This is a genomic window from Leuconostoc mesenteroides subsp. mesenteroides, assembly GCA_009676745.1.
Lineage (GTDB): Bacteria > Bacillota > Bacilli > Lactobacillales > Lactobacillaceae > Leuconostoc > Leuconostoc koreense.
In genome coordinates, this window is the sequence record CP046062.1 from 1184544 (window position 1) to 1211241 (window position 26698).

At 37.1% G+C, this 26698-nt stretch carries 25 protein-coding genes; all 25 read left to right on the forward strand.

Going from position 1 to position 26698, the window contains the following annotated elements; all coding sequences use genetic code 11:
- Positions 1 to 110: 110 nt before the first annotated feature.
- The 25 genes from GJV51_05965 to GJV51_06085 all read left to right on the forward strand — a co-directional run bounded on the left by GJV51_05965 (position 111) and on the right by GJV51_06085 (position 26697).
- Entirely contained in the window at positions 111 to 455 is a 345-nt protein-coding gene (locus GJV51_05965) for a cysteine desulfurase (GenBank protein ID QGM25542.1), read from the forward strand.
- 45 nt (positions 456 to 500) lie between these two features.
- A complete protein-coding gene (locus GJV51_05970; protein ID QGM25543.1) occupies positions 501 to 1154 on the forward strand; it encodes a histidine phosphatase family protein in 654 nt (217 codons plus the stop codon).
- Entirely contained in the window at positions 1154 to 3541 is a 2388-nt protein-coding gene (locus GJV51_05975) for an ATP-dependent RecD-like DNA helicase (protein ID QGM25544.1), read from the forward strand. The genes GJV51_05970 and GJV51_05975 overlap by 1 nt, the downstream gene beginning before the upstream one ends.
- Positions 3542 to 3590: 49 nt before the next feature.
- The gene (gene prs, locus GJV51_05980; GenBank protein ID QGM25545.1) at positions 3591 to 4562 is read left to right on the forward strand and encodes a ribose-phosphate diphosphokinase; all 972 of its coding nucleotides are present in this window, start codon (positions 3591 to 3593) and stop codon (positions 4560 to 4562) included.
- Complete coding sequence (locus tag GJV51_05985; protein QGM25546.1) at positions 4559 to 5449, forward strand: lysophospholipase; 891 nt, start codon at positions 4559 to 4561, stop codon at positions 5447 to 5449. Before prs ends, GJV51_05985 begins: the two co-directional genes overlap by 4 nt.
- Before the next feature lies 1 nt (position 5450).
- The gene (locus GJV51_05990; GenBank protein QGM25547.1) at positions 5451 to 6443 is read left to right on the forward strand and encodes an aldo/keto reductase; all 993 of its coding nucleotides are present in this window, start codon (positions 5451 to 5453) and stop codon (positions 6441 to 6443) included.
- Positions 6444 to 6663: 220 nt separating this feature from the next.
- Entirely contained in the window at positions 6664 to 7908 is a 1245-nt protein-coding gene (gene purD, locus GJV51_05995) for a phosphoribosylamine--glycine ligase (protein ID QGM25548.1), read from the forward strand.
- A gap of 12 nt (positions 7909 to 7920) precedes the next feature.
- Complete coding sequence (locus GJV51_06000) at positions 7921 to 9585, forward strand: formate--tetrahydrofolate ligase (protein ID QGM25549.1); 1665 nt, start codon at positions 7921 to 7923, stop codon at positions 9583 to 9585.
- A gap of 232 nt (positions 9586 to 9817) precedes the next feature.
- On the forward strand, positions 9818 to 10042 hold the full coding sequence (locus GJV51_06005; protein QGM25550.1) for a cold-shock protein: 225 nt from the start codon (positions 9818 to 9820) through the stop codon (positions 10040 to 10042).
- The gene (locus GJV51_06010) at positions 10042 to 10596 is read left to right on the forward strand and encodes an NUDIX domain-containing protein (protein ID QGM25551.1); all 555 of its coding nucleotides are present in this window, start codon (positions 10042 to 10044) and stop codon (positions 10594 to 10596) included. Before GJV51_06005 ends, GJV51_06010 begins: the two co-directional genes overlap by 1 nt.
- Before the next feature lie 3 nt (positions 10597 to 10599).
- Positions 10600 to 10893, forward strand: coding sequence for a hypothetical protein (locus GJV51_06015; GenBank protein QGM25552.1), 294 nt, complete (start codon positions 10600 to 10602; stop codon positions 10891 to 10893).
- A 17-nt stretch (positions 10894 to 10910) separates the two neighbouring features.
- Positions 10911 to 11585 (forward strand): 5'-methylthioadenosine/adenosylhomocysteine nucleosidase, encoded by a 675-nt coding sequence (locus tag GJV51_06020; protein ID QGM25553.1) that lies wholly within the window; start codon positions 10911 to 10913, stop codon positions 11583 to 11585.
- Positions 11586 to 11730: 145 nt separating this feature from the next.
- Positions 11731 to 12387 (forward strand): DUF4479 domain-containing protein, encoded by a 657-nt coding sequence (locus GJV51_06025; protein QGM25554.1) that lies wholly within the window; start codon positions 11731 to 11733, stop codon positions 12385 to 12387.
- 188 nt (positions 12388 to 12575) lie between these two features.
- Positions 12576 to 13910 carry a UDP-N-acetylmuramate--L-alanine ligase gene (locus GJV51_06030; GenBank protein ID QGM25555.1) on the forward strand — a complete coding sequence of 445 codons (1335 nt, stop codon included), beginning with the start codon at positions 12576 to 12578 and terminating at the stop codon, positions 13908 to 13910.
- Positions 13911 to 13981: 71 nt separating this feature from the next.
- Positions 13982 to 14701 (forward strand): BAX inhibitor (BI)-1/YccA family protein, encoded by a 720-nt coding sequence (locus GJV51_06035; protein ID QGM25556.1) that lies wholly within the window; start codon positions 13982 to 13984, stop codon positions 14699 to 14701.
- A gap of 116 nt (positions 14702 to 14817) precedes the next feature.
- Positions 14818 to 15213, forward strand: a complete 396-nt coding sequence (locus tag GJV51_06040; protein ID QGM25557.1) for a DUF1093 domain-containing protein — start codon at positions 14818 to 14820, stop codon at positions 15211 to 15213.
- 241 nt (positions 15214 to 15454) lie between these two features.
- On the forward strand, positions 15455 to 17029 hold the full coding sequence (locus GJV51_06045) for a glycoside hydrolase family 32 protein (GenBank protein ID QGM25558.1): 1575 nt from the start codon (positions 15455 to 15457) through the stop codon (positions 17027 to 17029).
- A gap of 200 nt (positions 17030 to 17229) precedes the next feature.
- A complete protein-coding gene (gene polA / locus GJV51_06050; GenBank protein ID QGM25559.1) occupies positions 17230 to 19911 on the forward strand; it encodes a DNA polymerase I in 2682 nt (893 codons plus the stop codon).
- 33 nt (positions 19912 to 19944) lie between these two features.
- A complete protein-coding gene (locus GJV51_06055; GenBank protein ID QGM25560.1) occupies positions 19945 to 20937 on the forward strand; it encodes a sortase in 993 nt (330 codons plus the stop codon).
- A gap of 151 nt (positions 20938 to 21088) precedes the next feature.
- Positions 21089 to 22318 (forward strand): DUF853 family protein, encoded by a 1230-nt coding sequence (locus GJV51_06060; GenBank protein ID QGM25561.1) that lies wholly within the window; start codon positions 21089 to 21091, stop codon positions 22316 to 22318.
- 89 nt (positions 22319 to 22407) lie between these two features.
- Positions 22408 to 22746 (forward strand): MerR family transcriptional regulator, encoded by a 339-nt coding sequence (locus GJV51_06065; GenBank protein ID QGM25562.1) that lies wholly within the window; start codon positions 22408 to 22410, stop codon positions 22744 to 22746.
- A gap of 12 nt (positions 22747 to 22758) precedes the next feature.
- On the forward strand, positions 22759 to 24105 hold the full coding sequence (gene glnA, locus GJV51_06070) for a type I glutamate--ammonia ligase (GenBank protein ID QGM25563.1): 1347 nt from the start codon (positions 22759 to 22761) through the stop codon (positions 24103 to 24105).
- A gap of 267 nt (positions 24106 to 24372) precedes the next feature.
- Positions 24373 to 24858 carry a 5-(carboxyamino)imidazole ribonucleotide mutase gene (purE, locus tag GJV51_06075; GenBank protein QGM25564.1) on the forward strand — a complete coding sequence of 162 codons (486 nt, stop codon included), beginning with the start codon at positions 24373 to 24375 and terminating at the stop codon, positions 24856 to 24858.
- Entirely contained in the window at positions 24855 to 25964 is a 1110-nt protein-coding gene (gene purK / locus GJV51_06080) for a 5-(carboxyamino)imidazole ribonucleotide synthase (GenBank protein ID QGM25565.1), read from the forward strand. The genes purE and purK overlap by 4 nt, the downstream gene beginning before the upstream one ends.
- Entirely contained in the window at positions 25948 to 26697 is a 750-nt protein-coding gene (locus GJV51_06085) for a phosphoribosylaminoimidazolesuccinocarboxamide synthase (GenBank protein ID QGM25566.1), read from the forward strand. The genes purK and GJV51_06085 overlap by 17 nt, the downstream gene beginning before the upstream one ends.
- Position 26698 lies beyond the last annotated feature (1 nt).

Consider the following 26698-nt stretch of genomic DNA (forward strand, 5'->3'; position numbering starts at 1 on the left):
ATTTTCTAATGTTTGGTATTATATTCGTCTAAGAAGTTTATTGGTAGCAAAGCATTTGACTTAAATACTTGTTATAATATTAATTAGACTAATCAGGGAGAAAATAAGACATGGCTTTTGACAAAACGGTAACAATACCAGGCGATAAGACATACAAGCTCAGTAATAATGTTAAAAAATATACACTTGGAGACCTTGGCTTTATCACAAATAAAGCTGGTGTACATATTTTACATCGTGCTTTAGAACCGCAAAAAGCACTCGATAATGCTATTCAACTGAAAGTCTCAATTAATCAAGAGTTAACTGGATTTAAAATGAGTACAGTTTCTGCTGGAGATGTTGTACGAGTTGATATTTTCAAAAACAATAACGCTGCTGAGCTATCAAAACTTTATTATTTTTTTGTGAATGAGTTAATCGAACGAGGCGTTCTGGAAAAAATAAATGAATAAACTTCTTTTGAAATGGTTAATGCAGGAGGCCATAGTAATTAAATTATGACAAATTTTTATTTTGTACGACATGGACAAACTGAGTGGAATCTTGAGCGTCGTTTTCAAGGCGGGCATGGTGATTCAGAATTATTGCCTTCAAGCTACAGTGATATGAAAAAAGTGGGCAAGTTCTTGAGTGAAATCAAGTTCGACCACATTTATGCTTCGCCAATACGTAGAGCGCGCATTACCGCGATTAACATCGCTAAACAGCTAAAATATAAACCTGCTTTATCGTTACGGTCGAATTTAGCTGAAGTTGGTTTGGGCGCATGGGAAGGTGAACTAGTTGCTAATGTAAAAGAACAGTATGCATCAAGTTATGACAACTACCGTAATGATTTAGATAAATTTGAAGGTGCAGAATTTGGTGGTGAGGGATATACGAAAGCTGAATATCGTTTTGTGCGGTTTATTAAAGCAACCGCTAACAACTTCCCAGAAAGCAATATTTTAATTGTTTCTCATGGCATGGAGCTGTCTTTTGGATTAAATGGATTATTAAAGCAACCCCGTATGAGTATTCGTGAACGAGGAGGCTTAACAAATACATCAACGACTATTTTATCAACGACCGACGGTGAGAAATTTGTGGTAGAGGACTGGAATAATACCAGTTATCTGAATAAGAAACAGGACGATTCGACAACAATTTGATGGCATATCCGGAAAAACAATTAGATAAAATAACTGGCACGTTACAAAACGTTATTTTTTCATCGACGGAATCTTATTTTAAAATTTTGTCGGTACATATTGAAGAATCAACTTTAGAAGATTGGCAAGAGCCAGAAATGATTACCACTGGAACATTTGCTGACGTCCAAGAAGGAAGTGTATACGGATTTTATGGCCAATTGGTTCGACATCCAAAGTACGGACAGCAATTTAAAGTCGATCATTACGAAAATGAACTGCCTCCCGATGAAAACGGGTTGATTAAGTATTTTGCTAGTGGCCAATTTACTGGAATTGGTAAAAAAACGGCTGAAAAAATTGTTAATCATTTAGGATTAAATGCTGTTAATTTAATTCTAGATGACGCAAAAATTCTTGATGGTATCGTAAAAGCAGAAACAGCTCGAAAACTGGCGCGCACGTTGCGACTTAACCTAGGTTTAGAACGTTTGTTCCAAATCGGTAATCAATTTGGTATTGGTGCGGATATTGCCGGACGTTTATATGATCAATACGGCAATGAGGCACAAGACATTTTAACGCAAGATCCTTACCGTTTAGTATTTGAATTCGATGGCATTAGCTTTAAAAAAGCCGACGATATTGGCCATAAGATTGGTGTAGATAAATTCGATAAGCGACGTATGCAAGCCGCTGTTTATGCAACAATTATGAATGTGACATTTCAACATGGTCATATGTTTTTATCACATAATCAACTATTATCGTCAGTCGAGAAAATGTTGCACCAAAACAACACCGAAATGTCCGATCAAATTCAAAAGGCTATCCAGGGCTTAATTGAAAGTAATATTTTGGTTAATGATGATGGCCGTTATTATGCTAAAAGGTTATACGATGCTGAAAAAGAAACGGCTGTTAACCTAAAGCGTTTATTAAATACAAATTCTCCATTAAATATAACGGCAAACGATATTGATGAATCATTTGTGACGCCTGGACAAATGACGCTTGATCAAACACAAGTGGAGGCGGTTAAAACTGGGTTAAAATCACAAATTTTCTTGTTAACAGGTGGACCAGGTACTGGAAAAACAACAATTATCCGGACAATAGTTGCCACTTGGAAAAAAATGATTCAAAGTCGAGCAAAGTTTGCAGATAATACTAAAGATTTTCTCAAAAACTATCAAGTCAGAATGGCTTCACCAACGGGCCGTGCAGCAAAGCGTATGACTGAAGTAACGGGTTATGATGCTTCAACAATCCATCGATTATTGGGTATTACTGATTTAGAAGAGCCAGAGTTTAATGCGGATAATCCTATCGCAGGTGGTCTACTAATAATAGATGAAGCATCAATGCTAGATATTGAATTAACTTCAAAGTTACTGGCAGCAGTTCCAAATGGAATGAAAGTCATTATCGTCGGGGATAGCGATCAATTACCTTCGGTTGGACCAGGGAATGTATTAGAGGATTTAGTTAATAGCGGAGACATCACTCATATTGAATTAGAAGTTATTTATCGGCAAGGCCGTGGTAGTAGTATTACTGAACTTGCAAAGCATATTAAGAATGGTGAGTTGCCAGCAGATTTCTTAGAAAATCAGTCAGATCGTTCGAGCTTTATGGTGAAATCAGAGCAAGCTTCGCAAGCGATTGAACAAGTAGTTGCATTGGCAATTAAAAAAGGTTATACGCAAGATGATTTACAAATATTAACACCAATGTACAAAACATCTGCTGGCGTAATTACTTTAAACCAAATGGCTCAAAAATTATTCAATCCGCTTAAACCGAATCAAAAAAATTTGCAGTTTGGGATGACTATTTTCCGAAAAGGCGATAAAGTTTTACAGTTAGAAAATGATAGCGAGCGAGATGTTTATAACGGAGATATGGGCAAAATAATTGCTGTCCAGTACAAATCCGACATGGGTAATGATGATAATGAAGACCGCCTCATTGTTGATTTTGATGGTAAAGAGTTGGCTTATCCTAAAAAAAATTTGAATCAACTCTCATTAGCGTACGCTACAACTGTTCATAAAGCACAAGGCAACGAATTTCAATTAGTTATCATGGTCTTGACCAATCAATTTGGCTTAATGCTCAATCGAAATTTATTGTATACCGGAATTACCAGAGCTAAAGAGGCTTTGATTCTTGTAGGAGAGTATGCTGCTTTTGAACATGCTTCACGCACACTGGTTCCGAAGCGGTTTACATTCTTGCAACAAAGGCTTAATGATACTAAGACTGAAGTGAATGCGCACAACAGTATAAACGAACCGACAACTACCTATGAAAAAACACCCTATTTGACAACAACTATGGTTATGAATGATGTGGTTAATCCGATGATTGGAATGGAAAGTATTACCCCATATGATTTCATGTAATCGTTTTCATATAGTATAATGTATATTATAATAATGAATGGAGAACTTTATGACACCAGCATATGAGTTATTTAACCTTGGCAGTAATGATGAACTGGCAAGTGAAATATCAACAAATTTAGGTGTACCATTAGCCCCAATTGATATCAAAACATTTGCTGATAATGAGGTATATGAGCGAATTGAAAATACCGTTCGTGGTCGGAATGTATATGTTATTCAAGGAATTACAGCACCGGTGAATGATAATTTTATGAAATTAATGATTTTTATTGATGCAGCACGTCGTGCTTCGGCCAATTCAATCAACGTCATTATTCCCTATTTCGGTTATGCACGTTCAGACCGAAAAGCTCGTTCTCGAGAGCCAATTTCGGCACGAATGATTGCCAATATGTTGGAATCGCAGGGTGTAAAACGAGTCATGACGATGGATTTGCATGCGGATCAGGTTCAAGGATTCTTTGATATTCCAGTCGATCATTTGTTGGGCATGCCAGCATTGGGCCATTATTTTTATGCTAATGACTTATTAGGGGATGACTTGGTTGTTGTTGCGCCGGACCATTCTAGTGTTGCTCGTGCGCGCAAATTTGCCAAACTGTTACATGCAGATTGGGCACTAGTTGATAGACGTGTAGATAGTGTCCGTCCAAATATACCATACCAAATTACTGGTAATGTGGTGGGTAAACGTGCTATTTTGATTGATGATATCATTGATACAGGAACAAGTATGGTTCTTGCCAGCGAGGCGGTTGCTAATGCTGGTGCTGTCAAAACTTATGCGGTTGCTACACATGCTGTGTTGTCAGATAACGCGGTCGATCGTCTTGAGAAAGCACCAATTGATCATATTATCGTAGCAAATACTGTTGAAATAGCCGAACATAAACAAATGAGTAAGTTGAAAGTCTTGTCTGTGGCCGAGTCATTTGCTGAAGCAATCAGACGTATCAATGTGTTTGAAAGTATTGAGGATGTGCTGAAAAGCCCAGACAATGTGGACGTAGTATTATGAAAATAGTCAATCTAGAACCTTTTTTATCTCCAGAATGGGGAAAAACAAGTAATGGATTTGTTACAACTCAATTTGGCGCAGCATTGGTATTTATGGTTCAAGGTGCGCGAGAAGTTACTTTAAAGTTTGCACAAAAATACGAGGGTCTCTCGCTAGTATTGTCTCTTAACGGAGAAAATTGGCATGAAATTAATGTTGAAAATAATGTAACTAAATTATCAGTAACTGACGGCCGCTATATGGTATTACTACGTGCTATAGCTGGTAATCAAATGACACTATGGACTAATCCAATTACGTTAGTTTCTGCTCAAATTGATAATGGAAAGCTAGCCCCAATTGTAACCGATGTAAATTATATTACATTTATTGGCGATTCAATTACTGCTGGTGAGGAAATGGATGAACATGAGTCGCATCCTGAGTTTAGCTATCCTGAATTGGTTTCTGAAATGCTCCATAGACCATTAGCTCGAATTAGCTATGGTGGTTCAGGTTTAACACCAAGTGCTCCTTTTCAGGAGCCAACGGCTGTTGAAGCATTGTGGCATGTTGCTCCTAATGTTGAGCGTCCTAGAGTATCTTCTGATTTAGTGATTGTTAATTATGGCACAAACGACTATAATTATGGTGCAACGATGCAAGATTTTTGTTTTGGGTTACGCGTGTATTTGCTGGAGCTAGTTAAACGTTTCCATGATGCTAAAATAGTGTTACTAGTGCCGTTCAATGGTGCGTTTAAGGAAGTTTTTGAGCAAGAGATAAAACGCTTTGATTGTTTTGTTTTATTGGATACTACGTCGTGGAAAATTTCTCCACAACAAGTACATCCAAATATTATGGAGCACAAGCGCGCGGCAAAACTACTTTTAGGAGGATTGATTTAAAATGGTATATGCAGCAGATGAACAACGTTACGAAAAGTTGCCTTATCGCCGAGTTAGTGATTCTGGTCTTATTCTACCAGCAGTTTCATTTGGATTGTGGCGTAATTTGGGTGATCAAATGCCACTTGAAAATTCTAGGAATGTGATTTTGAAAGCGTTTGATAGTGGTATCTTTAGTTTTGATAACGCATCAAATTATGGGCCAAGCAATGGTACAGCCGAAGTAACATTTGGGAATGTTTACCGCAATGATTTAAAACCTTATCGTGACGAATTGGTGATTACAACAAAAGCCGGTTATCATATGTGGCCAGGACCTTTAGGCGAATTTTCCGGTAAGAAAACATTGGTTGCTGCGCTGGATTTGAGCTTACAACGTATGGGCCTAGACTATGTTGATATTTTTTATGCACATCGTTGGGATCCAAACACACGTTTAGAAGAAACCGCTCGTGCGTTAGACTTGATTGTAAAACAAGGCAAGGCGCTTTATGTTGGTGTTTCAAACTATACTGCTGAGCAAACAAGAGCAATCGCTAAAATATTCGATGAACTTGGTACACCCTTTATTGGTAACCAGGTATCTTATAACATGTTGAATCGTACAGCTGAACAGGACGGTCTTCTGGATGTTTTGGATAAAAATCATGCGGGTCTTATAGCATATGGACCACTTGCGGAAGGCTTACTGACTGATCGTTACCTCAAAGAGATTCCTGCTGATTATCCAATCCACCCAACGAACCAATTCTTATTTAAGAATGGTAAGGATGCGCTTATTGCTAAGCTAAATGCTTTGAATGCAATCGCGCAGGGTCGTGGGCAGAAATTGTCACAAATGGCATTATCTTGGTTATTAAAAGATGAACGTGTTGCAACAGTTGTTATTGGTGCAAGTAAAGTTGAACATTTAGTAGATAATTTGAAGTTTTCCGATAATTTAGATTTCTCCGCGGCTGAATTGAAAGAAATTCAAGCTATTTTAGACAAATAATTACCCAATATGTCAGAAATCAGTTTCTAACTGGTTTCTTTTTTATCGTCTAAAAGAAACCGTTTACAATCCAAACGTTCGACAAATCTTGTCAGATCGCAAAATTATATGTCAAAAAACGAACTATATCTTTGTTTATTATAAAAATATAATTTAAAAACATACAAAAAAGTTAATATAATTGTTAAACTATAGTTATTAACAAACAAAGAGGCCATTCATGACAAAAGTTTTGATTATCGGTTCTGGTGCGCGTGAGCATGCACTAGCACAGACATTTTTAAAAAGTCCACAGGTAGATGAAGTCATCGTTGCACCCGGAAATGTTGGGATGACAGATAAACATTTGCGACGAGTTGAGATTCCAGTGACTAATTTAATTGAACTAAGGGATTTCGCAAACCAAGAACACGTGGATCTCACGTTTGTTGGTAATGAAGAGCCGTTGACGCTAGGCATTGTGGATATATTCACAGAATCCTCCTTAAAAATATTTGGTCCAACGAAAAAAGCAGCTCAACTTGAAGGTTCCAAATCATTTACTAAGAACATTCTTCAAAAGTACAATATTCCAACGGCGCAATCTTTGACCGTAACTTCTTTGAATGAAGCTAATCGAGCTATTGCGAAATTTGGCTTTCCAATTGTTTTTAAGCTAGATGGACTGGCTTTGGGTAAAGGGGTAACTATTATTAATAATGCCGCTGATGCTCAAGTTTATTTGGAAAAATTGTATACGCAAAATACAGATACCAAATTGGTTATTGAAGAGTATCTGAAGGGGGTTGAGTTCTCTGTATTCACATTAGTAGGTCAAAATGGGGTGATGACTCATGCGCCTTTAGCACAAGACCACAAACGTCGTTTTGATGGTGATGAAGGGCCTAATACTGGTGGAATGGGGGCTTATAGTCCAGTGAAATGGATTTCAAACCAGATTCGTCAGGAGACTATTGAAAAGCTAGTGAATCCAACAGTGAAAGCCATGGTTGCAGAGGACGCCCCATTTACTGGTATTTTATATACAGGCGTCATGCTAACTGAAGAAGGTCCGAAAGTGATTGAATTTAATGTACGCTTTGGTGACCCTGAGGCACAAGTAGTATTACCTCAATTTGAAGGTGATTTTTATCAATTAATTTTGCAGCTATTGTCAGGTGAAAAACCAACGTCACATTGGCAAGACGAAGAAGTGTATATTGGGGTAGTTCTAGCAGCAAAAGGTTATCCTGAGCTTCCTCAAAAGGGGGCGATAGTGCCCCAAATACCATTATTGACGAATTATGCTGGCGTTACATTGACAGACAAGGTATTACGTGCAAATGGCGGACGTGTAGCGACTATTGTTGCTCATGACAAAAATGTAAAAGTGGCGCAAGAAAAAGTTTATAATGTATTAGATACGACACCCATGGACTTACAATATCGTCATGATATTGCATATCAAGCTGTTCAAAAATTGTAAAAGGAAACAAACATGCAAACAGATATTGAAATTGCCCAATCTATTGACATAAAACCAATCACTGAAATTGCTGCTACTGCAGGATTACAGTCCAATGAAATCGAGCCCTATGGATACGACAAAGCAAAAATTAATTTAGATTCATCTATCGTGCGTAAGCAAGAATTAGGTAAATTAATTTTGGTTACGTCAATTAATCCAACTCCGGCTGGTGAAGGAAAATCAACAGTCACGGTTGGTCTTGCTGATGCGTTGAGTTTGGCCGATAAAAAGACGATGATTGCGTTACGCGAACCTTCCTTGGGACCTGTGATGGGACTTAAAGGTGGTGCAACTGGTGGTGGATTTGCGCAAGTCGTGCCAATGGCTGATATTAATTTACATTTTACTGGAGACTTTCATGCACTAACCTCAGCTCATGATACACTTGCAGCATTACTAGATAATAGTATTCATCAAGGTAATCCGCTAAACATTGACCCACGTCGTATTTTGTGGAAACGTGTGGTGGACATTAATGATCGCGCATTACGTCATGTTACTGTTGGTTTAGGTGGGCCAACTTCAGGTGTTCCGCGTGAAGATGGTTTCGATATTACTGTAGCCTCTGAATTAATGGCTATTCTAACACTATCAACCGATTTAATGGATATGAAAGAACGTATCAAGCGTATTGTTGTTGGTTATACCTACAGCAAAGAACCAGTGACTGTTGCTGATCTAGGTGTTGCTGGAGCTTTAACTGTTTTGTTGAAAGACGCTATTAAACCAAATCTCGTTCAAACCCTGGCACACACACCGGCAATTATTCATGGTGGGCCATTCGCTAATATTGCTCAAGGAACGAACTCGATTTTGGCAACTAAAACAGCTTTAAAATTGGCAGATTATGTTGTAACGGAGGCAGGCTTTGGTGCAGATTTAGGTGGCGAGAAGTTTTTAGATGTCAAGGTACCGTTGCTTGGTAAAACGCCAGATACGATTGTTATTGTCGCGACTGTGCGTGCCTTGAAACACCATGGTGGCGTTTCATTATCAAATTTGAATAATGAAGATGTCACTGCACTTAAGAATGGCTTAGAGAATTTAGGTCAACATCTGACAGCAATGAATCGTTATGGCGTACCAGTATTAGTAGCCATTAATCGCTTCACCTCAGATACAGAAGCAGAGCTTCGGGTTATTAAAGACTACGTTCAACAATTTGGTGCTAGAGCTTATACAACAGAAGTGTGGGCAAAAGGTGGTGTGGGAGCCCAAGAGTTGGCTGCGGCTGTTATTGAAAAATCAGCTCAAGAAGCAGATTTCACACCGCTATATCAAGCTAACGATTCAGCTATTGATAAACTAAATAATATCGTGCAAACAATATATGGTGGAGCTGGTGTTGAATTATCAACTAAGGCACACAAACAATTACAAGATTTTGAAAAATATGGTTGGGATAAATTACCAATTATTATGGCAAAAACGCAGTACTCATTTACGGATGATGCTAAAAAGCTTGGTGCACCTAAAAATTTCAAAGTACATATCCGTGAATTTGTACCGAAACTTGGTGCTGGCTTTTTAGTCGCATTGACGGGAAGCATCATGACAATGCCAGGATTACCAAAACATCCCGCAGCATTAGATATTGATATTGACGAGGATGGTACGATTACTGGCTTGTTCTAGACTAAAAAATGGCTTTTAGGCCATTTTTTATTGTTTAGACATACGGAACACCAGGAAATCTGTAACTCAAAATGTTACTGATCTAGTTTATGTTGATTCAAACCATCTTAAGTCATAAACACAGTGTTTCCATCAAATCCGTCTGCCATTTTCTCGTGAAGAATGAGCTCTTTTTAACGTTGCGCTTGAAGCGTTTTAAACCAACAATATAAAGGTGTGTTATACTATACTTATGAAAACAGGAACAGTAAAAATTTGGCAAAAAGAACGTGGATATGGATACATTACACCTGATGAAGGTGGGGATGATGTCTTTGTTCATTTTAATGGTATTGATATGGATGGCTTCAAGTCATTGATTCAAGGCGAAAAAGTAGCGTACGTACTGGTACAAGGATATAAATCTTATCAGGCAGCACAAGTCCGTCCACTTTCGGTTGAGGCTGCAGACGTTTAATGGTAGCGTATCGTGAGACAGTAACATCGTCTAAGATAATTTATGAGGGACCAATTTTTAGTGTTGAAACACAAGAGGTTGATCTCTATAATGGAAAAAAAGCTAAAAGAGATATTGTTAGGCACGTGCCTGCAATTGGCGTTTTAGCTTTTGTTGATGATGAGCATATTATTTTAGAAAAACAATGGCGTGCCACAATTGGGGATTTTATTTTGGAAATTCCTGCTGGAAAATTGGATCAACGTGATTTTGACGAACCACACCATGCAGTTGAACGTGAACTTAATGAAGAATTACGTATGGCAGCGGGTTCTATTGAAAAAGCGTTAGGTTTTTTTGAAACCGTAGGCTTTTCGGATGCTTATATGCATTTATATGTTGCGAGAAATTTGACACCCATTGAACAAAAGCAACAACTACCACGTGACCTAGGCGAGACAATGGATTTAGTAACCGTATCTTTTAGTGAAGTGAAATCGTTGTTTGATTCAGGGAAATTGATTGATCAAAAAACTGTCACGGCCTTTTTGTATTGGAATTACTTGCGGGGTTAATTTATGGATAAAATGTCACGTAAAGCAGCCAAAAAAGAGCAGAAGGCGCGTGAAAAAGAACGTATTAAAGTTGAAAAAGAATACGCTAGAAAACATCCAACTCAAGTTGAAATTGTTCAACCAGAAACTCGAGAAGAGATGCGGTTAACACGTAAAGGGCGTTATGAATTAGGGTCAGATGGTAAGTTAACAGCGAAAGGCAAATCAAAACGCTTAACACATCGTTACAATGTCATTATTATTGTTTTAATTTTATTAATTATTGCAACGTACGCCGCCTTTTTTTTAATTAACTAGTAAATTTGGAGAAAAAAATGAAAATAGGAATTATCACGCCAATGGCGGAGGAAAAGATTGCATTGTCCGCAATTCTTGAAAACACAGAAACAAGACAACACGGTAGCACAACGATTACTTCAGGAACTTATAAAAATCATGAAGTAATGCTAACTGAGTCTGGTATTGGTAAAGTTGCTGCAGGTTCTGCTGCCACAGTGATGATTGATAATTTTAATCCTGATTTGATTGTTAACACTGGCTCTGCTGGTGCACTAGACCCTGATTTGAAAATTGGGGATGAAGTTATTGGCACACGTATTGCGTATTCAGATGTCGATGTGACGGCATTTGGATACGCTTATGGACAATTACCAAATAAGCCCTTATATTACGAAGCAGATCCAACAGTAGTTGCTGATTTTAAGAAGTTAACAGCAGGAAAAGAAGGGTTGATTGTTTCTGGTGATCAATTTGTTCAAGATGATGGTAAACAGAAAATATTGTCTCATTTTCCCGAGGCACTAGTTGCTGAGATGGAAGCAGCAGCAGTGGCACAAGTTGCTACACAGTTTGGGACCCCGTTTATCGTATTACGTGGTGTTTCTGATTTAGCTAATGGAGAATCTAATATCGTCTTTGATGATTTTGTAATTGAAGCTGGTAAAGCTTCAGCCCAGTTGTTAATTAACTATATGGATCAAAAGAACTAAGCCGACAGGCTTTTTTTTATACTGATAAGTTGTTGTAATATTAGAAATAGCTGATTTCTGTGATAGTTGGTATAGGGGTTAGGGTGCAAGTAAGTAAAGAATAATGTAAAATAGAAAATATATTAAATTTAAGGAATATAATAAAATGATTACTTCATATAACCAAAAATCTTGTGGGGACATACTTGTCGTTACACTCGCTCCTAACGCAGAGAAACAAATTGTGACTACTAGCAGAAACGTAACACGAATAAGTAATGCTGAAACAGATCAGGTAACCGGATTTAACATTGCCAACGTGGGTGCCGAACTAGGGATTATTGGAGAAAATGGTCAAATATTCTTAAACGAAGAGCAAGTAAATATGCTTAATACTACTATCAAATCGGCCGGATTTGATGAATTATTGAAGGTTTCACCTTCAAAGCTTGTTATTGGTTTCGTTGAAAGTCTTTCGAATCATCCAGATTCAGATCATTTACACATTACACAAACAAAAGTTAGTGACCAAAAAAGCTTGCAGATTGTCTCTGGATCACCAAATATGAAAACAGGGATTAAAGTTGTAGTGGCACAGCCAGGAACAATGATGCCTTCAGGTGCATTGATATGGGATGGCGCATTACGCGGTGTGCCATCTTCAGGGATGATTGTTTCTGGGAGAGAGTTACATTTGCCGGGGGCTCCTGAAAAACCTGGTGCTTTGGTTTTACCAAATGACTTTGGTGAAATTGGTGATGTGTTTGACTTTGAAAAAGGTGCAAAACTTTATACAAATGGATTGGTTGACACAAATTATTAAGACGGGGGAAGTGCAGCTAGTGTTAATTATTATAGCTGCACGTGTTAATAAATGGTAGATAAAATTAGAAACGCACCGCGCGTTTATCGAACATTCAATGATGAAAGTACAAAGTATCGGAAATTGATGTTTGAGTTACGAAAAGGTGAGTTACAGTATTTCACGTTTGTGATGGAGATTGTAAAAAAATGAGTAAGAAGTATTATTTTATTGGCATTAAAGGAACCGGAATGGGACCGCTAGCGCAAATTTTGCATGATCAAGGAAACGAGGTACTTGGTTCAGATATTGATACGTATACATATACGCAAGCTCCGTTAGAGGCCGCAGGTATCAAAATATTACCATTTGGTGCAAAAAATGTTGATGCTAATCGAGATGCTATTTTTGTGAGGGGAAATGCTTTTAATGATGATCAAATTGAAGTGGCTCGGGCATTAGAAATTGGTGTAACCATGGTTTCTTATCCAGAGGCTGTTCAAGAACAAATATCACAAACTACATCTATAGCGGTTGCTGGAGCCCACGGTAAAACGTCTACAACCGGATTACTGGCACACGTGTTGAAAAATATTGCCCCTACTTCATATCTTATCGGAGATGGCACGGGACGAGGAGTGCCTAACTCACAATTTTTTGTTGTTGAGGCAGATGAATATCGCCGTCACTTTAAAGACTATGCTCCAGATTATGCAATTTTAACAAATATTGATTTTGATCATCCTGATTATTACACAGGCATTGAAGATGTAACATCTGCATTTGCTGATTTTGCTAATCATGTTAAAAAGGCTATTTTTGCTTGGGGTGATGATACACGCTTACGTTCTTTGAAACCCTCAGCAGATGTTTACTATTATGGTGTTAATCCAGATAGAGATGACTTTGTGGCAACTGATATTCACAAGTCAACTCAGGGGTCACATTTTAACGTTGTTTTTCGTGGTCAAGACTTAGGTGAATTTGCCGTTCCTTTATTTGGACAACATGGTATTTTAAATGCGTTAGCAGTGATTGCTGTATCTTATATGGAAGAAGTTGACCTTGATTTAATTCGTCAATATTTGCTGACTTATCAGGGTGTTAAACGTCGTTTTAGTGAAAAGCAAATTGCTGATATTACAGTAATTGATGATTATGCTCATCACCCAACAGAAATTACAGCGACAATAGATGCAGCACGCCAAAAGTATCCCAATAAAAAGATTATTGCCATTTTTCAGCCACATACTTTCTCACGCGTAATTGCGTACAAAGATGAATTTGCTAGTAGTTTAGAAGCGGCAGATCAAGTTTATCTAGCCAATATTTTTGGCTCTGCACGGGAACAAGCAGGAACAATTACTTCCAAGGACTTAGGAGCTGAAATTAGTAAGTTTGGTGGCATTATTGAAGAAAATGACATGAGTCTATTAATGCCATATGAAAATGCTGTAATGATCTTTATGGGGGCTGGTGACATTGAAAAATATGAATTTGCTTATGAAAAGTTACTTGGCCAATTGAGAACGGACCTGACTTAATGTTTATTTAATGTAGCTTCTGTTATAATTAGTATAACCAGAATTGTTTAAAATACTGGAGGTAAATAGAAATGGATAATTTTAATATGAACGCCCGTCGTGATGTGACGGGTGTAGATGAAGGAATGCGCGCATTCTTTAAGCAAACCTATAGCTTTATGGGTATAGCAGTTTTGCTTACCGCAGTGACAGGCTTTATAGTACAAACCTTTTTTTTAGAACAAGTGGCTAAGTTGCTTGTCGGTAATTTTATTGGTCTTTTGGCACTGTTGGGCATTCAAATGTTGATTATAACGATGGTTGGTCGTGCAACTTTTAAAAACCCTGCCCGTGCTTTTGGCTTATTAATGGCTTTTGCAGTAGTTGAAGGTTTAACACTCGGCGTCTTGTTAGCTGTTTATACAGGAGCTTCTGTGTTGATGGCTTTCGTTTCTGCATCCGCGGTTTTTGGTGGAATGGCGGCCTATGGTGCTTTCACAAAACGTGATTTGACCGGATTAGGTTCAATTTTGTTTGGTCTGTTAATTGGTTTGCTGATAGCATCAATTGCTAATATGTTTTTCTATAGTGGCATCGTTTCACTATTGCTTTCATGGGTTAGTGTCGTTGTCTTCTCATTATTTACAGCATATGATAATCAGAACCTAAAAGTGATGTATGCACAATTTGCCGGTCAAGCAGATACAACCGGTCTTGCAGTAAATGGTGCCTTGAGATTATATTTAGATTTTGTCAATATTTTCTTTGCACTATTACGTATCTTTGGCGTTGTCAATGGCTCGCGCGATTAATGAAAAAGACCCATGTGGGTCTTTTTTTTGTGAAAAAATTAGTTATAAACAAAAGTTTTAATTGTAAATAATCACGTATAATAAAGTAGTTATGAAAACTGCTTTTGGGGAATATTATGGATTTGAATCGTAGAAAAAGCATATTTTTGGTGTCAATTATCTTGGTAGTAATGGCCATTATTTTTGTACAGGTAGCACGTTATTATCATGATACATATGTAACAGAAGTCGGGTATGCCAGAACATCTGCACATGTTCCTAAAAAAGAAAAAACTGTAGATGGTAGTGGGAAAATTATTTCTCATTCACACAGTTATAAATACAAATTTCACTTTATTACCAAAAAAGGTGAAAGAAAAATAATCAATTATGAGTTGAGCGGAGAAAATGTGCGACCATTGAAAGAGAATAGTTTTATTAAAGCTGACATTAGTGATGAACGGGTGGTAAAAGGGCCATACAATATCAGTAAGTCAACAATTCCAGATAATATTATGTGCAAGCTGAAATAATATTTTTAAACACTTTCAAAAATACTGCCTACCATAGTTCGTTGCTTTCAAAGCGTTATCGTTTTAGAATACTATATGTGCTTTTCAACTCTACCGAAAAATGCACACTCTTGAATGTAGGGCCACACACTTGCCTTATGTGTGGCTCTTTTTTATTTGGTATAAATGATTAACGTTTGACAAATAAATTGTTTCAGGTAAAATAAATCTTATGCGCAAATTTAAGGGAGATAGTATTTTTATGACATTTACAAGACTACTAAAGGTAGCCGGAGCAATGTTTTCACTGTTTTTCATCAGTGTTTCATCTGTTATGGCGGGGACTGTAACATCAAACGAGTATCAACAATATTATCATCATAATATTGAGCAAGGAGTTATGAACGATATACAAAGTATTTGGCAAGATGCATCAGGATACTACCATATTTACTACTTAGCTGATTTGAATTATAAGCATGATGACGATGGCACGGAGTGGTATCATGTTAAGACAAAAGATTTCGTACATTATGAGAAACTAGGTATCGCTATTCCAAAGTTTCAAAATAAATGGGAAGCCGTTGCGACGGGATCAATCATTAACAACACAAACCATTTCTTTGCTGATTTACCAAAAAAAGCAATAATTGCCTATTTCACTAGTTATACGCCAACTGGGCAAAAACAATATGTGGCATACTCTATTGATAATGGTGTGACCTATCAACCTTATTCTGATGGAGCCATTATGTCTGCAACATCTGAAAAAACTCACTGTAGAGATCCCTACGTTTTTTTCAATAAAGAAACAAAAAAGGTGACAATGTATCTTGCTGAAGACGATAAAATAGGTGTGTATACTAGTGGTGATGGTATACACTTCGATTACGTCGGTGCTACATTATTGAATAGCGGTGCTTTAAATGGCAAGGATTTAGGATTGATTGAATGCCCAAATCTAAAAACAATGTGTGATGCAACTACGGGTACAACTAAATCGGTACTATTTTTCGGTGCTAATGGCTATAATTACGGTCAGACAAGTGGTTCGTATTATATGGTTGGCCATCTTGACAATACTGGTGTATTTGTTGCTGAGCAACAGCCAAAACGTGTTGATGATGGTTCAGATTATTATGCTAGTAACTATTTTCAAACATCAGATAATATGAATATATTGTCAATCGGTTGGTTAGGTAATTGGGAATATTCATGCAAAAAAATAGTTGATGCGAATGGTGAACAGTCATATAAATTAGGATCATTATCTTTAGCGCATCAATTGAATCTAACCCAAGTTAATGGTGAGTATACGATGGTATCTTCGCTGATTAAACCTTACGATAGGCTGACACAAACGATAAAAGACACGATTAGTACAAGTCAATTGGCTAAAAATAACAAGGGGTATTATCAACTATTAAATACGCAACGTTGGATAAGTCAAAGCTTCTATTTACAGATGAAAAATAAAAAGAAAGGGACTGTCTGTGGAGAAATTCATCTATCATTTAAGCAAAAAGATGCAACTGTCGACTTAAGGTACAATGCAGACACTGGTTATTACACGGTAACACGACAAACAAAAAACATCGCTGACAGTGGTGCCAATACTGAATATAATAGAACATTTATCGAACAAAGTGGTGTCATTAATCCAGATGTTTTTAAGCTACATGTATACACTGATAAAACAAGTGTTGAGATTGAATTTGAAAATAGTGGACGTACTTATTCATTATTAAAGTATTCGACCGAAGATGATTTATTATTTAATGTTGAAACTAATAGTGAGAACGATTTGTTCTATTCAATGAGCAATGTTGATAATTAATAATCTTTGCTAACAAATAATATTTGTAACTCAATAAAGAAGCATGTAGAACTTTTAGCTGATGAATTTGGCTAAAAGTTTTTTAACTGTAACAACATAAAAATACATACAAAAATTGACGCATAAGAAATTACTATGCTTAAGTGATATATCGACGTGTGTTACACTTAATATAGATAAATATAAGATGGGACATTAAGATGACCAATAAAAAACTATTACTAATTGACGGGAATTCTCTTGCTTTCAGAGCTTTTTATGCGATGTACAATCAGTTGGACCGTATGATTTCGCATGAAGGTTTACATACAAACGCTTTGGTAGCATTTAATAATTTTTTAGATAAAATTGTAGATCCAATGGCTCCAGATTTAGCATTAGTAGCTTGGGATGCTGGTTCTGGAAAAGAAACACATCGTGGGAAGTTATTTCCTGAATATAAGGATGGTCGTTCTAAAGTACCAGAAGAATTTAAAGAGCAGTTTCCGTATTTGCGAGAAATGGTTATGTTACATGGCTTGCGGAATTATGAACAGGTCGGTTTAGAAGCTGATGATATCATTGGAACCTATTCACGTATGGGTGAAGCAGCAGGATATTCTGTCACTATTGTAACTGGTGATCAGGATTTGACACAATTAGCCACGGAAAATATTACTGTAAACGTGACCAAAAAAGGTGTCACGGATATTGAAAGTTATACACCAGCTTATATAAAAGAAAAATTTGGGCTGACACCGGATCAAATTATTGATAAGAAGGCATTGACAGGTGATACATCTGATAATTATCCTGGCGTTACAAAAGTTGGTGAAAAGACAGCATTAAAGCTACTTGCTGAATATCATAATATTGACAATTTGTATGATAATATTGACAAAATGAAGCAGTCAAAAATGAAAGACAATTTGATTAATGACCGTGAATTAGCTTTCCAAGCACGTGAATTGGCCACGATTTTAACAGATGCACAATTAACCTTACCACTTGAAGAAATGGAATACCGAGGTGTCGATTTTGAGAAAATTATTCCATTTTATGAAAATTTGGATTTCAAGCAGCAATTAGCGAAAATAAAAGCGTTACGCAAATCGGGGCAACTTGAGAACACAAAAGAATTTGACAATGGTATAAATTTTGTCGAATTGAAAGAAAATAATTTAAAAGCAATTGCTATGCTAGGTAATAAGATAGCAATTCATATTGAATTTGTGGGCGATAATTATCACGAAGGAGAAATGATTGGTTTTGCCATCGGTAATCCCGAAGTTGGCTATTATGCTAGTCGTGATATCTCCTTGTTACAGACTGAAGAGTTGAAATCAGTGATTGAAAATGATCAGATTTTAAAAAATGTTTTCAATGTTAAAGCACAGCTTGTATTATTTAAACGATTGGGTTTGTCTCTTAAGGGTGTGAATTTTGATTTTATATTGGTTGCGTATTTGCTCGATACAGTAGCTAATGATAACGTTTTGTCAACTTTAGCGCAGCGTTTTGATGTTTACTTGACTCCTGATGAAGATATTTATGGTAAAGGCGCCAAATTCGCTATTCCAACCGATACCAATCTATTACTGTCGCATATCGCTCATAAAGCAGATGGTCTTTTCAAATTAGAAGAACCAGCGTTCACAGAATTAAAAAAACATGAGCAAACACATCTATATACGGACATCGAGCTGCCATTAGCGTTTGTTTTAGCTGATATGGAATATCAAGGTATTAAGGTCAATCCTGAGTACCTACGAAATAAAGGCAAAGACTTATCCGAACGAATAGCTGATATTCAGTCAGCTATCTATATTGAAGCTGGCGAAGAGTTTAACCTCAATTCGCCAAAACAATTGGGTATATTGCTGTTTGAGAAAATGGGTTTGCCTGTAATAAAAAAAACAAAGACAGGCTACTCAACGGCTGTAGATGTGTTGGAAAAATTAGCACCGCAAGCGCCTATCGTTGATCATATTTTGCAGTATCGTCAACTAGCGAAACTAAAATCAACTTACATTGACGGCCTGCTTTCAGTTATATCTTCCAAAGACAGTAAAATTCACACGCGATTTTTGCAGACGTTGACACAAACTGGTCGACTATCGTCAGTTGATCCTAATTTGCAGAATATTCCAATGCGTTCAGAAGAAGGACGCCTAATCCGGACAGCATTTGTCCCCAGTCATCCAAATTGGCAAATATTTGGTGCCGATTATTCCCAAATTGAATTACGTGTTTTGGCCCATGTTACGGGGGATAAAAATATGCAAAAAGCCTTTCTCAACGGCGAAGATATTCATGCCGAAACAGCTCGTGCTGTTTTTGGCTTAGAGGAAAGTGCGGTAGTTGATCCACTTAAGCGTCGTACGGCTAAAGCTGTCAATTTTGGTATTGTGTATGGTATTTCTGATTATGGTTTGGCTAATAATTTGGGAATTTCTCGTGCTGAAGCGAAGCGTTTTATTGATACGTATTTCCAAGAATTCCCTCAAATTCATGAATGGATGAATACAATCAAGGCTTTTGCACATGAACACGGTTATGTAGAAACAATTGCCCATAGGCGTCGTTATTTACCAGATATTCAAGCAAAGAACTTTAATTTACGGTCATTTGCTGAACGTACTGCGATGAACTCGCCCATACAAGGTTCAGCAGCAGATATTATCAAAATTGCGATGATAAAGGTTAATGAGGCTTTACGAGAGAATAACTTACAGGCGAGAATGTTGCTTCAAGTACACGATGAATTAATTTTTGAAGCACCCGTAGATGAAATTGATGAATTGACCGAAGTTGTTACGAATGTTATGGATTCAGCCGTTGCATTAGATGTGCCATTAAAAGTTGATGCACATCATGGTGACACTTGGTACGATGCAAAGTAGAAATGACAAGAATTCAAGTGGGGACAGATTATTATGATGATAAAATTGCCTTCGGTATTAGCGGCGGCTAGTGATAACATGACAGTATGGGAAATTACGCAAAAAATAGGGATATATGTTGCCATTTTTGTGATAATTTTTTTGTTAGTTGCTGCTAGTCAACTCGTAATTTCAAGACTACGTCATAAGCAGTTTAGTCATCATCATTTGTTTTACGATGCACTGTTTACTGCAAGTTTCATCTCGTTACTTGTCCTTGGAGGTTCTTATTTATACCAAAAAAATGTGGCAGGGATCAAAACAGCTATTTTGAAACCCATTCATAAACAAGAACGCAAAACAGCTAATAAAAAAGCAGCAGAGGATATAACTTCTCGTACCCTTATTCGAAAAATGGTTATGCGAAATGCCACAAAAAATTTTGAGAAACAAGGATTCGTATCGATTCCAAGTGCAAATATCTTATTACCAATTTACAATGATGCTTATAGTGCCGAAGGATTGAACCTTGGTGCAAATTACGCGAATAAATCTGAAAAAGACCCAGAAGGGCAACAAAAGCCAGTTATGGGACAAGGGAACTATGGACTAGCAGCCCACAATTTTAATGATGGTCAGACTGGATTTAGTGCGTTGCAACAGATAACTAATAATGATTCACCATATTTACAGAATGGCAAGTTGAAGGGGTCATCATGGCTAAATGGGAAAAGCATTCTGTTGGCTAATGGGGAGGGCATTTACCGATACGAAATTACTAGCCAAAATACAGTTTTATCAACAGAGGTATCAGTGTTAAATCCAACTAAGGAAGCAAGGTTAACAATTATTAGTTGCCTTTTTCCATCAACGACCTATCGGATTATTACACATGCTGAACTGAAGAAAACGTATACGTGGGACAGTGCACCCGAAAAATTGGTTAGCGAATTTAATTTAAAAGTACGCAATACTAATGCTCGTGTAAGTTGGTGGAATCCGGGTGTAGAAGAAGGTGCAAATGGTGATGCTGGTGGAACAAAATAAATTAAATTAATTGAGTAAAATGGTTTCAGGTCGTGAAACCATTTTTTGATAAATAAAATGCATGGCTATTTATTTATACTGTGAACAGCGCTATAATAAGCGAAAATATAAAAGTAGTGTCAAACACGTTTTAGTATACGTAGGGATAAAAATGATTGATAAACAAATACATAAGGATGCCTCACTAATATTTAAGCGACAATTTTTTGATGTGGAAGCACAAGAATATTTACCTATTTCTGCTGATGAACTATTATCTCAGCACTTGCTAATTACTGGTGTGACCGGTAGTGGAAAGTCGTCTACTGCGTTAACCATTATAGAAGAGCTCAAAAATAACCAACAGAATGTTATTGTATTGGATCCGACAGGTGAATTCCAAGCAATACTCAATGTACAGCGTATTATTTTGGGGGATGATGGTTTCTTTGATATTACTCATTTAACGAGTGAGCAAATTGCTCATCTATTAAATATTACAGATAAATCGTTACTGGCACATTTACCCGCTGCAATTGAAAGTTTGCAAATACAAAACAATGTTGTAACCAAACCAGGAATCTATAAAAAAATTAATAGAAGACAATTTGAACATGATCATCTAGTGGACCAGCTTAAAATAAAGGATAAACACTTTGATTTAAGCTTGTTGGCAAATCAATTGCAAGAAGAATTTATTATACCGTATGCTGATGAGCGTGCTGATTTTTCATTATTAGGACAAACTTATGATAAGGAAGCGATTGTCAAAGCATGGTCAAGCCTTGCACAATTAAGACAAACCTTAAAAAATAAGCAAATACGCAGCTTATTGTCAAGATCAAAGAAACAAGAAATCGTGCACTATGATGTCGAGTATTTACTGCGATTGTTCACAACACGTCAGGCGACGAAACAGAGTTTGATAATCGATTTATCTTTGTTTAGCCACGAACGAAAAATAAATCAAATACTTGTTGAAATTTTAATTATGCAGATGATGAACATAGCGAAACCTAGTAGACCAGGCTTCCCTGTAATAATCTTCATCGATGAAGCACATCGATACTTGTCTAATAGTGGCCATGGCAATCAGGGCATTTTTTCGTTAATTCGTGAAGGAAGAAAACTGGGGTTGGATTTGATGATGAGTACACAAAGCCCATTAGATATTCCTGTTGAGCTACTCGGACAATTCGGTAGCGTTATTGTGCAGCGACTCAACACAAGAAATGAAATCGAAAATTTGTTAAACATCAAAGAGAACCTAATTGACACAGTAACAAATTTAGCAACTGGGGAAGCACTTTTAAAAACAGTTACGCACCAAGAGCTGAAGAAGGTGAAGGTTGAACAGAGTACAATTAGCCATCAAACCAAAAATATTCATTTTGGTCTATAACTAAACCTGATGTCAGGAAACATGACACATAATTTGCAAAGGTTATTACTTTCGTTTAGAATAAAAGTATCTTAAGCGGAGGTATTGTGATGAGCGAACGCGAATTGAGACGTAATTTATCAATTTTACCAATTGGTACTGTACGCGAGCTCACGTTATTGACTGATCGTCAGATTAGATACTATGAACAACAGAAATTAATTACGCCGGGTCGCGGCAAAGGTGGCCAGAGACGTTTTTCATTAAATGATGTTGATCGTTTGCTCGAAATTCGTGATTTCTTGGATGCTGGAGACTCTATTAAAGATATTCAAGAAATTTTCGCCAAGCAACGCCGTAAAGCACAAGAAAAGCAAGATTCAGAAGCAGCACTACGCCGTTCACTACAAAAAGAATTCGCCCAACTCGGACGATTCGGGGCTCATTAAGAAAGGACAATCATGGCTCGCAAAACTTTTACCAAAGAAGAAATTAAGCAAATCGTGGCAGACGAAAACGTGGAGTTTATTCGCGTAACATTTACAGACGTCTTGGGCGCTATTAAAAATGTCGAAGTGCCCACATCACAGTTAGATAAAGTGTTAAATAATAATTTGATGTTTGACGGTTCATCTATCGAAGGATTTGTACGTATTAATGAATCAGATATGTATCTATATCCTGATTTGTCAACATTCATGATTTTCCCATGGGCGACTGACGGACATGGCGGTAAGGTGGCACGATTAATTGCTGATATTTATACAGCGAACCGTGAACCATTTGCTGGTGATCCACGTCACGCACTACGTACTGTGTTGGCAGAAGCACGTGAAGCCGGATTTACTTCATTTAACGTTGGTACTGAGCCTGAATTCTTTTTGTTCAAGCTTGATGAAAAGGGCAACCCAACCACAGAATTGAATGATAAGGGTGGCTATTTTGATTTGGCACCTTTGGATATGGGTGAAAATGTTCGTCGTGAAATCGTCTTAACATTGGAAAAAATGGGATTTGAAATTGAAGCAGCTCACCACGAAGTTGCTGAAGGTCAACACGAAGTTGACTTCAAGTATGCAACGGCATTGGAAGCAGCAGATAATATTCAAACATTTAAGCTTGTTGTTAAAACAATTGCGCGTAAGAATGGTTACTTTGCAACATTCATGCCAAAACCAGTTGCTGGCATTAATGGTTCAGGTATGCATACAAACATGTCTTTGTTTACAAAAGAAGGCAATGCATTCGAAGATGTTTCTGATGAAATGGGACTTTCAAAAGCAGCTTATAATTTCTTGGGTGGTGTTTTGGAACACGCTACAGCCTTTACAGCTTTGGCAAATCCAACTGTTAACTCATATAAGCGTTTGACACCCGGCTTTGAAGCACCAGTTTATGTTGCTTGGTCAGCCTCAAATCGTTCACCAATGGTACGTGTACCAGCATCACGTGGGCAATCAACACGTTTGGAACTACGTTCGGTAGATCCAACAGCTAACCCTTACACATCTCTTGCAGCAATTCTTGCTTCGGGATTAGATGGTATTAAGCGTGAGTTGGAACCATTGGCTTCGGTTGATAAAAACATCTATTTGATGGATGAAATTGAACGTGAACGTGCTGGTATTACGGATTTGCCAGATACATTATTGGCAGCGGTTCGTGAACTTGCGGCTGATGATGTCGTGCGTACAGCAATCGGTGAACACATTGCCGACAAATTTATTGAAGCAAAGAAAATCGAATATGTATCATATCGTCAGTATGTTTCTCAATGGGAAACAGATACATATTTGGAAAAGTATTAATGTCGTAGAAGCAGAAATGCTTCTTTTTTTTTGCTCTAAATTTTATACGAACGTTCAGCTTTGATGTTTTTGTAAACGGATACATTGTTAACGTTCGGATAAAAACAAATAAATGTTAAAATAGTTCGTTATTAACGAACTATTTGTTGTTTATTGTGAATTTTCTTATTTTAAAACGAACACAAACGAACGAAAATCTGTTAAATTGTAATTGTAAACGAACGATAACTTTGTAAATCACGAAAATTGTACAAATTGGAGAAAAATATGCCTCAAGTTGCAGTTGTCATGGGATCAACTAGTGATTGGCCCAGCATGAAAAAAACGACAGATATTTTGGATATATTAGGCGTTACTTACGAAAAACATGTTATTTCAGCGCATCGTATGCCTCAAGAATTGCAATCGTTTGGGAGACAAGCTAGAGAAAATAAGCTTCAAGTAATTATTGCTGGTGCTGGCGGTGCAGCACATTTGCCTGGTATGCTGGCAGCTAATACGACGCTACCAGTTATTGGTGTACCGATGCAATCACGAGCATTGAACGGTCTAGATTCTTTGCTCTCTATTGTTCAAATGCCAGCGGGAGTTCCCGTTGCTACGGTTGCTATAGGTGATGCAGGTGCAAAAAATGCGGCAATCTTAGCTGCACAAATTATTGCTTTAAATAATGATGACATATTGCAGGCCTTGGATAAATATCGAGAACACCAAACAAAGACTTCTGTAGAGAGCGAGGCAGAATTGATATGACGCGAATAATTTTACCGCCGGCAACAATTGGTATCATTGGTGGTGGTCAATTAGGTCAAATGATGGCTCTTTCTGCAAAAGAAATGGGGTATCGTGTCGGGATATTGGATCCCACGAAAGACTCTCCAGCTGGACAAGTATCAGATTTTCAGATAGTTGCTGATTATGATGATGTCGAAGCATTAAATGAATTATCACGACGCAGTGAAGTATTAACATATGAATTTGAAAATGTTGATCGCGATGCATTGAATGAGCAAAGCGAGGCAGAGTTACCGCAAGGTACAGAACTGTTAAGAATCACAAGCAATCGTATTATTGAAAAAAAGTTTATTCGAGATCGTGCTAAAGTACCAGTCACGAATTTCATTGAAGTAAATTCACCCGAAGATTTACGAAAAGTAACATTTCCAGCCATCTTAAAAACAGTGAGTGGTGGATATGACGGGCACGGTCAGTGGTCAATTAATACAGCGCAAGATATTATTAATCTTGAAAATGATTTTCCATCTGGACAATTAATTTTGGAACAAGTTGTGAATTTTAAACAAGAATTAAGTATTATGGTTTCACGTTCCCAAGACGGAAAAATTGTGACCTGGCCGATTGTTGAAAATATTCATGAAAACCACATTTTAAAAATGACAACGGTACCTGCTGCTATTTCACTGACACTCAAGAATAAAATTGAGGCAATTGCTGAGAATATTGCTGATTCACTTAAATTACGTGGTGTACTTGGTATTGAGTTATTTGTCGCTGACGAGGAAGTATGGGTTAACGAATTAGCACCACGACCACATAACTCTGGACATTATAGTATTGAAGCGACCAATGTATCACAGTTTGAAGGACACATTAGAAGTGTCGTCGGTCTACCAATACCACCTATTGAGCTGCAAAGCCCTGCTATAATGTTAAATTTGTTAGGCAATGAGTTGACACAAGCTAGAGAAGATTTAGTCCATCATCCAGAGTGGCATTTTCACGATTATGGTAAATCTGCAATAAAACATAATCGTAAAATGGGGCATATTACAGTATTAGGAACAGAAAATGGTCAAAAGTTAAAAGAATGGAGTGATTTGCATGAACAATGCAACTGAATATGAAGGTAAAACTGTGATTCGCGGAGAACTAAAATACCAGGGTAAGGCGAAACAAGTTTATTTCACAAATAATCCTACAATTTTGTGGGTTCATTATATGGATCAAGCAACCGCTTTAAATGGTAAAGTGCATGAAAACATACCAGAAAAAGGCCGGTTAAACAGTGCAATTTCGCATATATTATTTAAGTATTTAACCCGTCAGGGTATTGAAAATCATTATCTTTCTTCGGTTTCTGAAACAGATGAATTAGATTTAGCCCTTAAAATTTTACCCATTGAAGTTGTTACGAGAAACTATGCATCAGGACATTTTGTAAGTAAATTTAATGCAACGCCAATGCAAAAGTTAACACCAGTGGTTCAAGAATTTTATTACAAATCGGACGAGCTAGATGATCCTTTTATAAATGATTCTCAAATTTTAGCTCTTGGTTTTGCAACATTATCAGAACTTACAAAATTACGTGATTGTGCTCAAGAAGTGAATCAATTGCTCAAAGAAGTCTTTGATGAAATTAATATTGACTTAGTTGATTTTAAATTAGAATATGGTCGTGATAGTGAGGGCAAGCTGATCTTGGCTGATGAGTTATCACCAGATAATATGCGCTTGGTGGACCAAAAAACAGGTCAGTCACTTGATAAAGATGTATTTCGAAAACATGTTGGTGATGTTACTGTTGGTTATCGTGATGTACTATCACGTTTAGAAAATTTGGAGAAATAAT

What these genes read in the sequence shown, in the direction of transcription:
- GJV51_06055 (QGM25560.1), top strand. Translation starts at nt 19,945, where the DNA reads ATGATGATAAAATTGCCTTCGGTATTAGCGGCGGCTAGTGATAACATG.
- GJV51_06045 (QGM25558.1), top strand. Translation starts at nt 15,455, where the DNA reads ATGACATTTACAAGACTACTAAAGGTAGCCGGAGCAATGTTTTCACTG.
- GJV51_05970 (QGM25543.1), top strand. Translation starts at nt 501, where the DNA reads ATGACAAATTTTTATTTTGTACGACATGGACAAACTGAGTGGAATCTT.
- GJV51_06085 (QGM25566.1), top strand. Translation starts at nt 25,948, where the DNA reads ATGAACAATGCAACTGAATATGAAGGTAAAACTGTGATTCGCGGAGAA.
- GJV51_05975 (QGM25544.1), top strand. Translation starts at nt 1,154, where the DNA reads ATGGCATATCCGGAAAAACAATTAGATAAAATAACTGGCACGTTACAA.
- GJV51_06040 (QGM25557.1), top strand. Translation starts at nt 14,818, where the DNA reads ATGGATTTGAATCGTAGAAAAAGCATATTTTTGGTGTCAATTATCTTG.
- GJV51_05990 (QGM25547.1), top strand. Translation starts at nt 5,451, where the DNA reads ATGGTATATGCAGCAGATGAACAACGTTACGAAAAGTTGCCTTATCGC.
- GJV51_05965 (QGM25542.1), top strand. Translation starts at nt 111, where the DNA reads ATGGCTTTTGACAAAACGGTAACAATACCAGGCGATAAGACATACAAG.
- GJV51_06005 (QGM25550.1), top strand. Translation starts at nt 9,818, where the DNA reads ATGAAAACAGGAACAGTAAAAATTTGGCAAAAAGAACGTGGATATGGA.
- purD (QGM25548.1), top strand. Translation starts at nt 6,664, where the DNA reads ATGACAAAAGTTTTGATTATCGGTTCTGGTGCGCGTGAGCATGCACTA.
- prs (QGM25545.1), top strand. Translation starts at nt 3,591, where the DNA reads ATGACACCAGCATATGAGTTATTTAACCTTGGCAGTAATGATGAACTG.
- purE (QGM25564.1), top strand. Translation starts at nt 24,373, where the DNA reads ATGCCTCAAGTTGCAGTTGTCATGGGATCAACTAGTGATTGGCCCAGC.
- purK (QGM25565.1), top strand. Translation starts at nt 24,855, where the DNA reads ATGACGCGAATAATTTTACCGCCGGCAACAATTGGTATCATTGGTGGT.
- glnA (QGM25563.1), top strand. Translation starts at nt 22,759, where the DNA reads ATGGCTCGCAAAACTTTTACCAAAGAAGAAATTAAGCAAATCGTGGCA.
- GJV51_05985 (QGM25546.1), top strand. Translation starts at nt 4,559, where the DNA reads ATGAAAATAGTCAATCTAGAACCTTTTTTATCTCCAGAATGGGGAAAA.
- GJV51_06060 (QGM25561.1), top strand. Translation starts at nt 21,089, where the DNA reads ATGATTGATAAACAAATACATAAGGATGCCTCACTAATATTTAAGCGA.
- GJV51_06035 (QGM25556.1), top strand. Translation starts at nt 13,982, where the DNA reads ATGGATAATTTTAATATGAACGCCCGTCGTGATGTGACGGGTGTAGAT.
- GJV51_06015 (QGM25552.1), top strand. Translation starts at nt 10,600, where the DNA reads ATGGATAAAATGTCACGTAAAGCAGCCAAAAAAGAGCAGAAGGCGCGT.
- polA (QGM25559.1), top strand. Translation starts at nt 17,230, where the DNA reads ATGACCAATAAAAAACTATTACTAATTGACGGGAATTCTCTTGCTTTC.
- GJV51_06010 (QGM25551.1), top strand. Translation starts at nt 10,042, where the DNA reads ATGGTAGCGTATCGTGAGACAGTAACATCGTCTAAGATAATTTATGAG.
- GJV51_06030 (QGM25555.1), top strand. Translation starts at nt 12,576, where the DNA reads ATGAGTAAGAAGTATTATTTTATTGGCATTAAAGGAACCGGAATGGGA.
- GJV51_06020 (QGM25553.1), top strand. Translation starts at nt 10,911, where the DNA reads ATGAAAATAGGAATTATCACGCCAATGGCGGAGGAAAAGATTGCATTG.
- GJV51_06025 (QGM25554.1), top strand. Translation starts at nt 11,731, where the DNA reads ATGATTACTTCATATAACCAAAAATCTTGTGGGGACATACTTGTCGTT.
- GJV51_06065 (QGM25562.1), top strand. Translation starts at nt 22,408, where the DNA reads ATGAGCGAACGCGAATTGAGACGTAATTTATCAATTTTACCAATTGGT.
- GJV51_06000 (QGM25549.1), top strand. Translation starts at nt 7,921, where the DNA reads ATGCAAACAGATATTGAAATTGCCCAATCTATTGACATAAAACCAATC.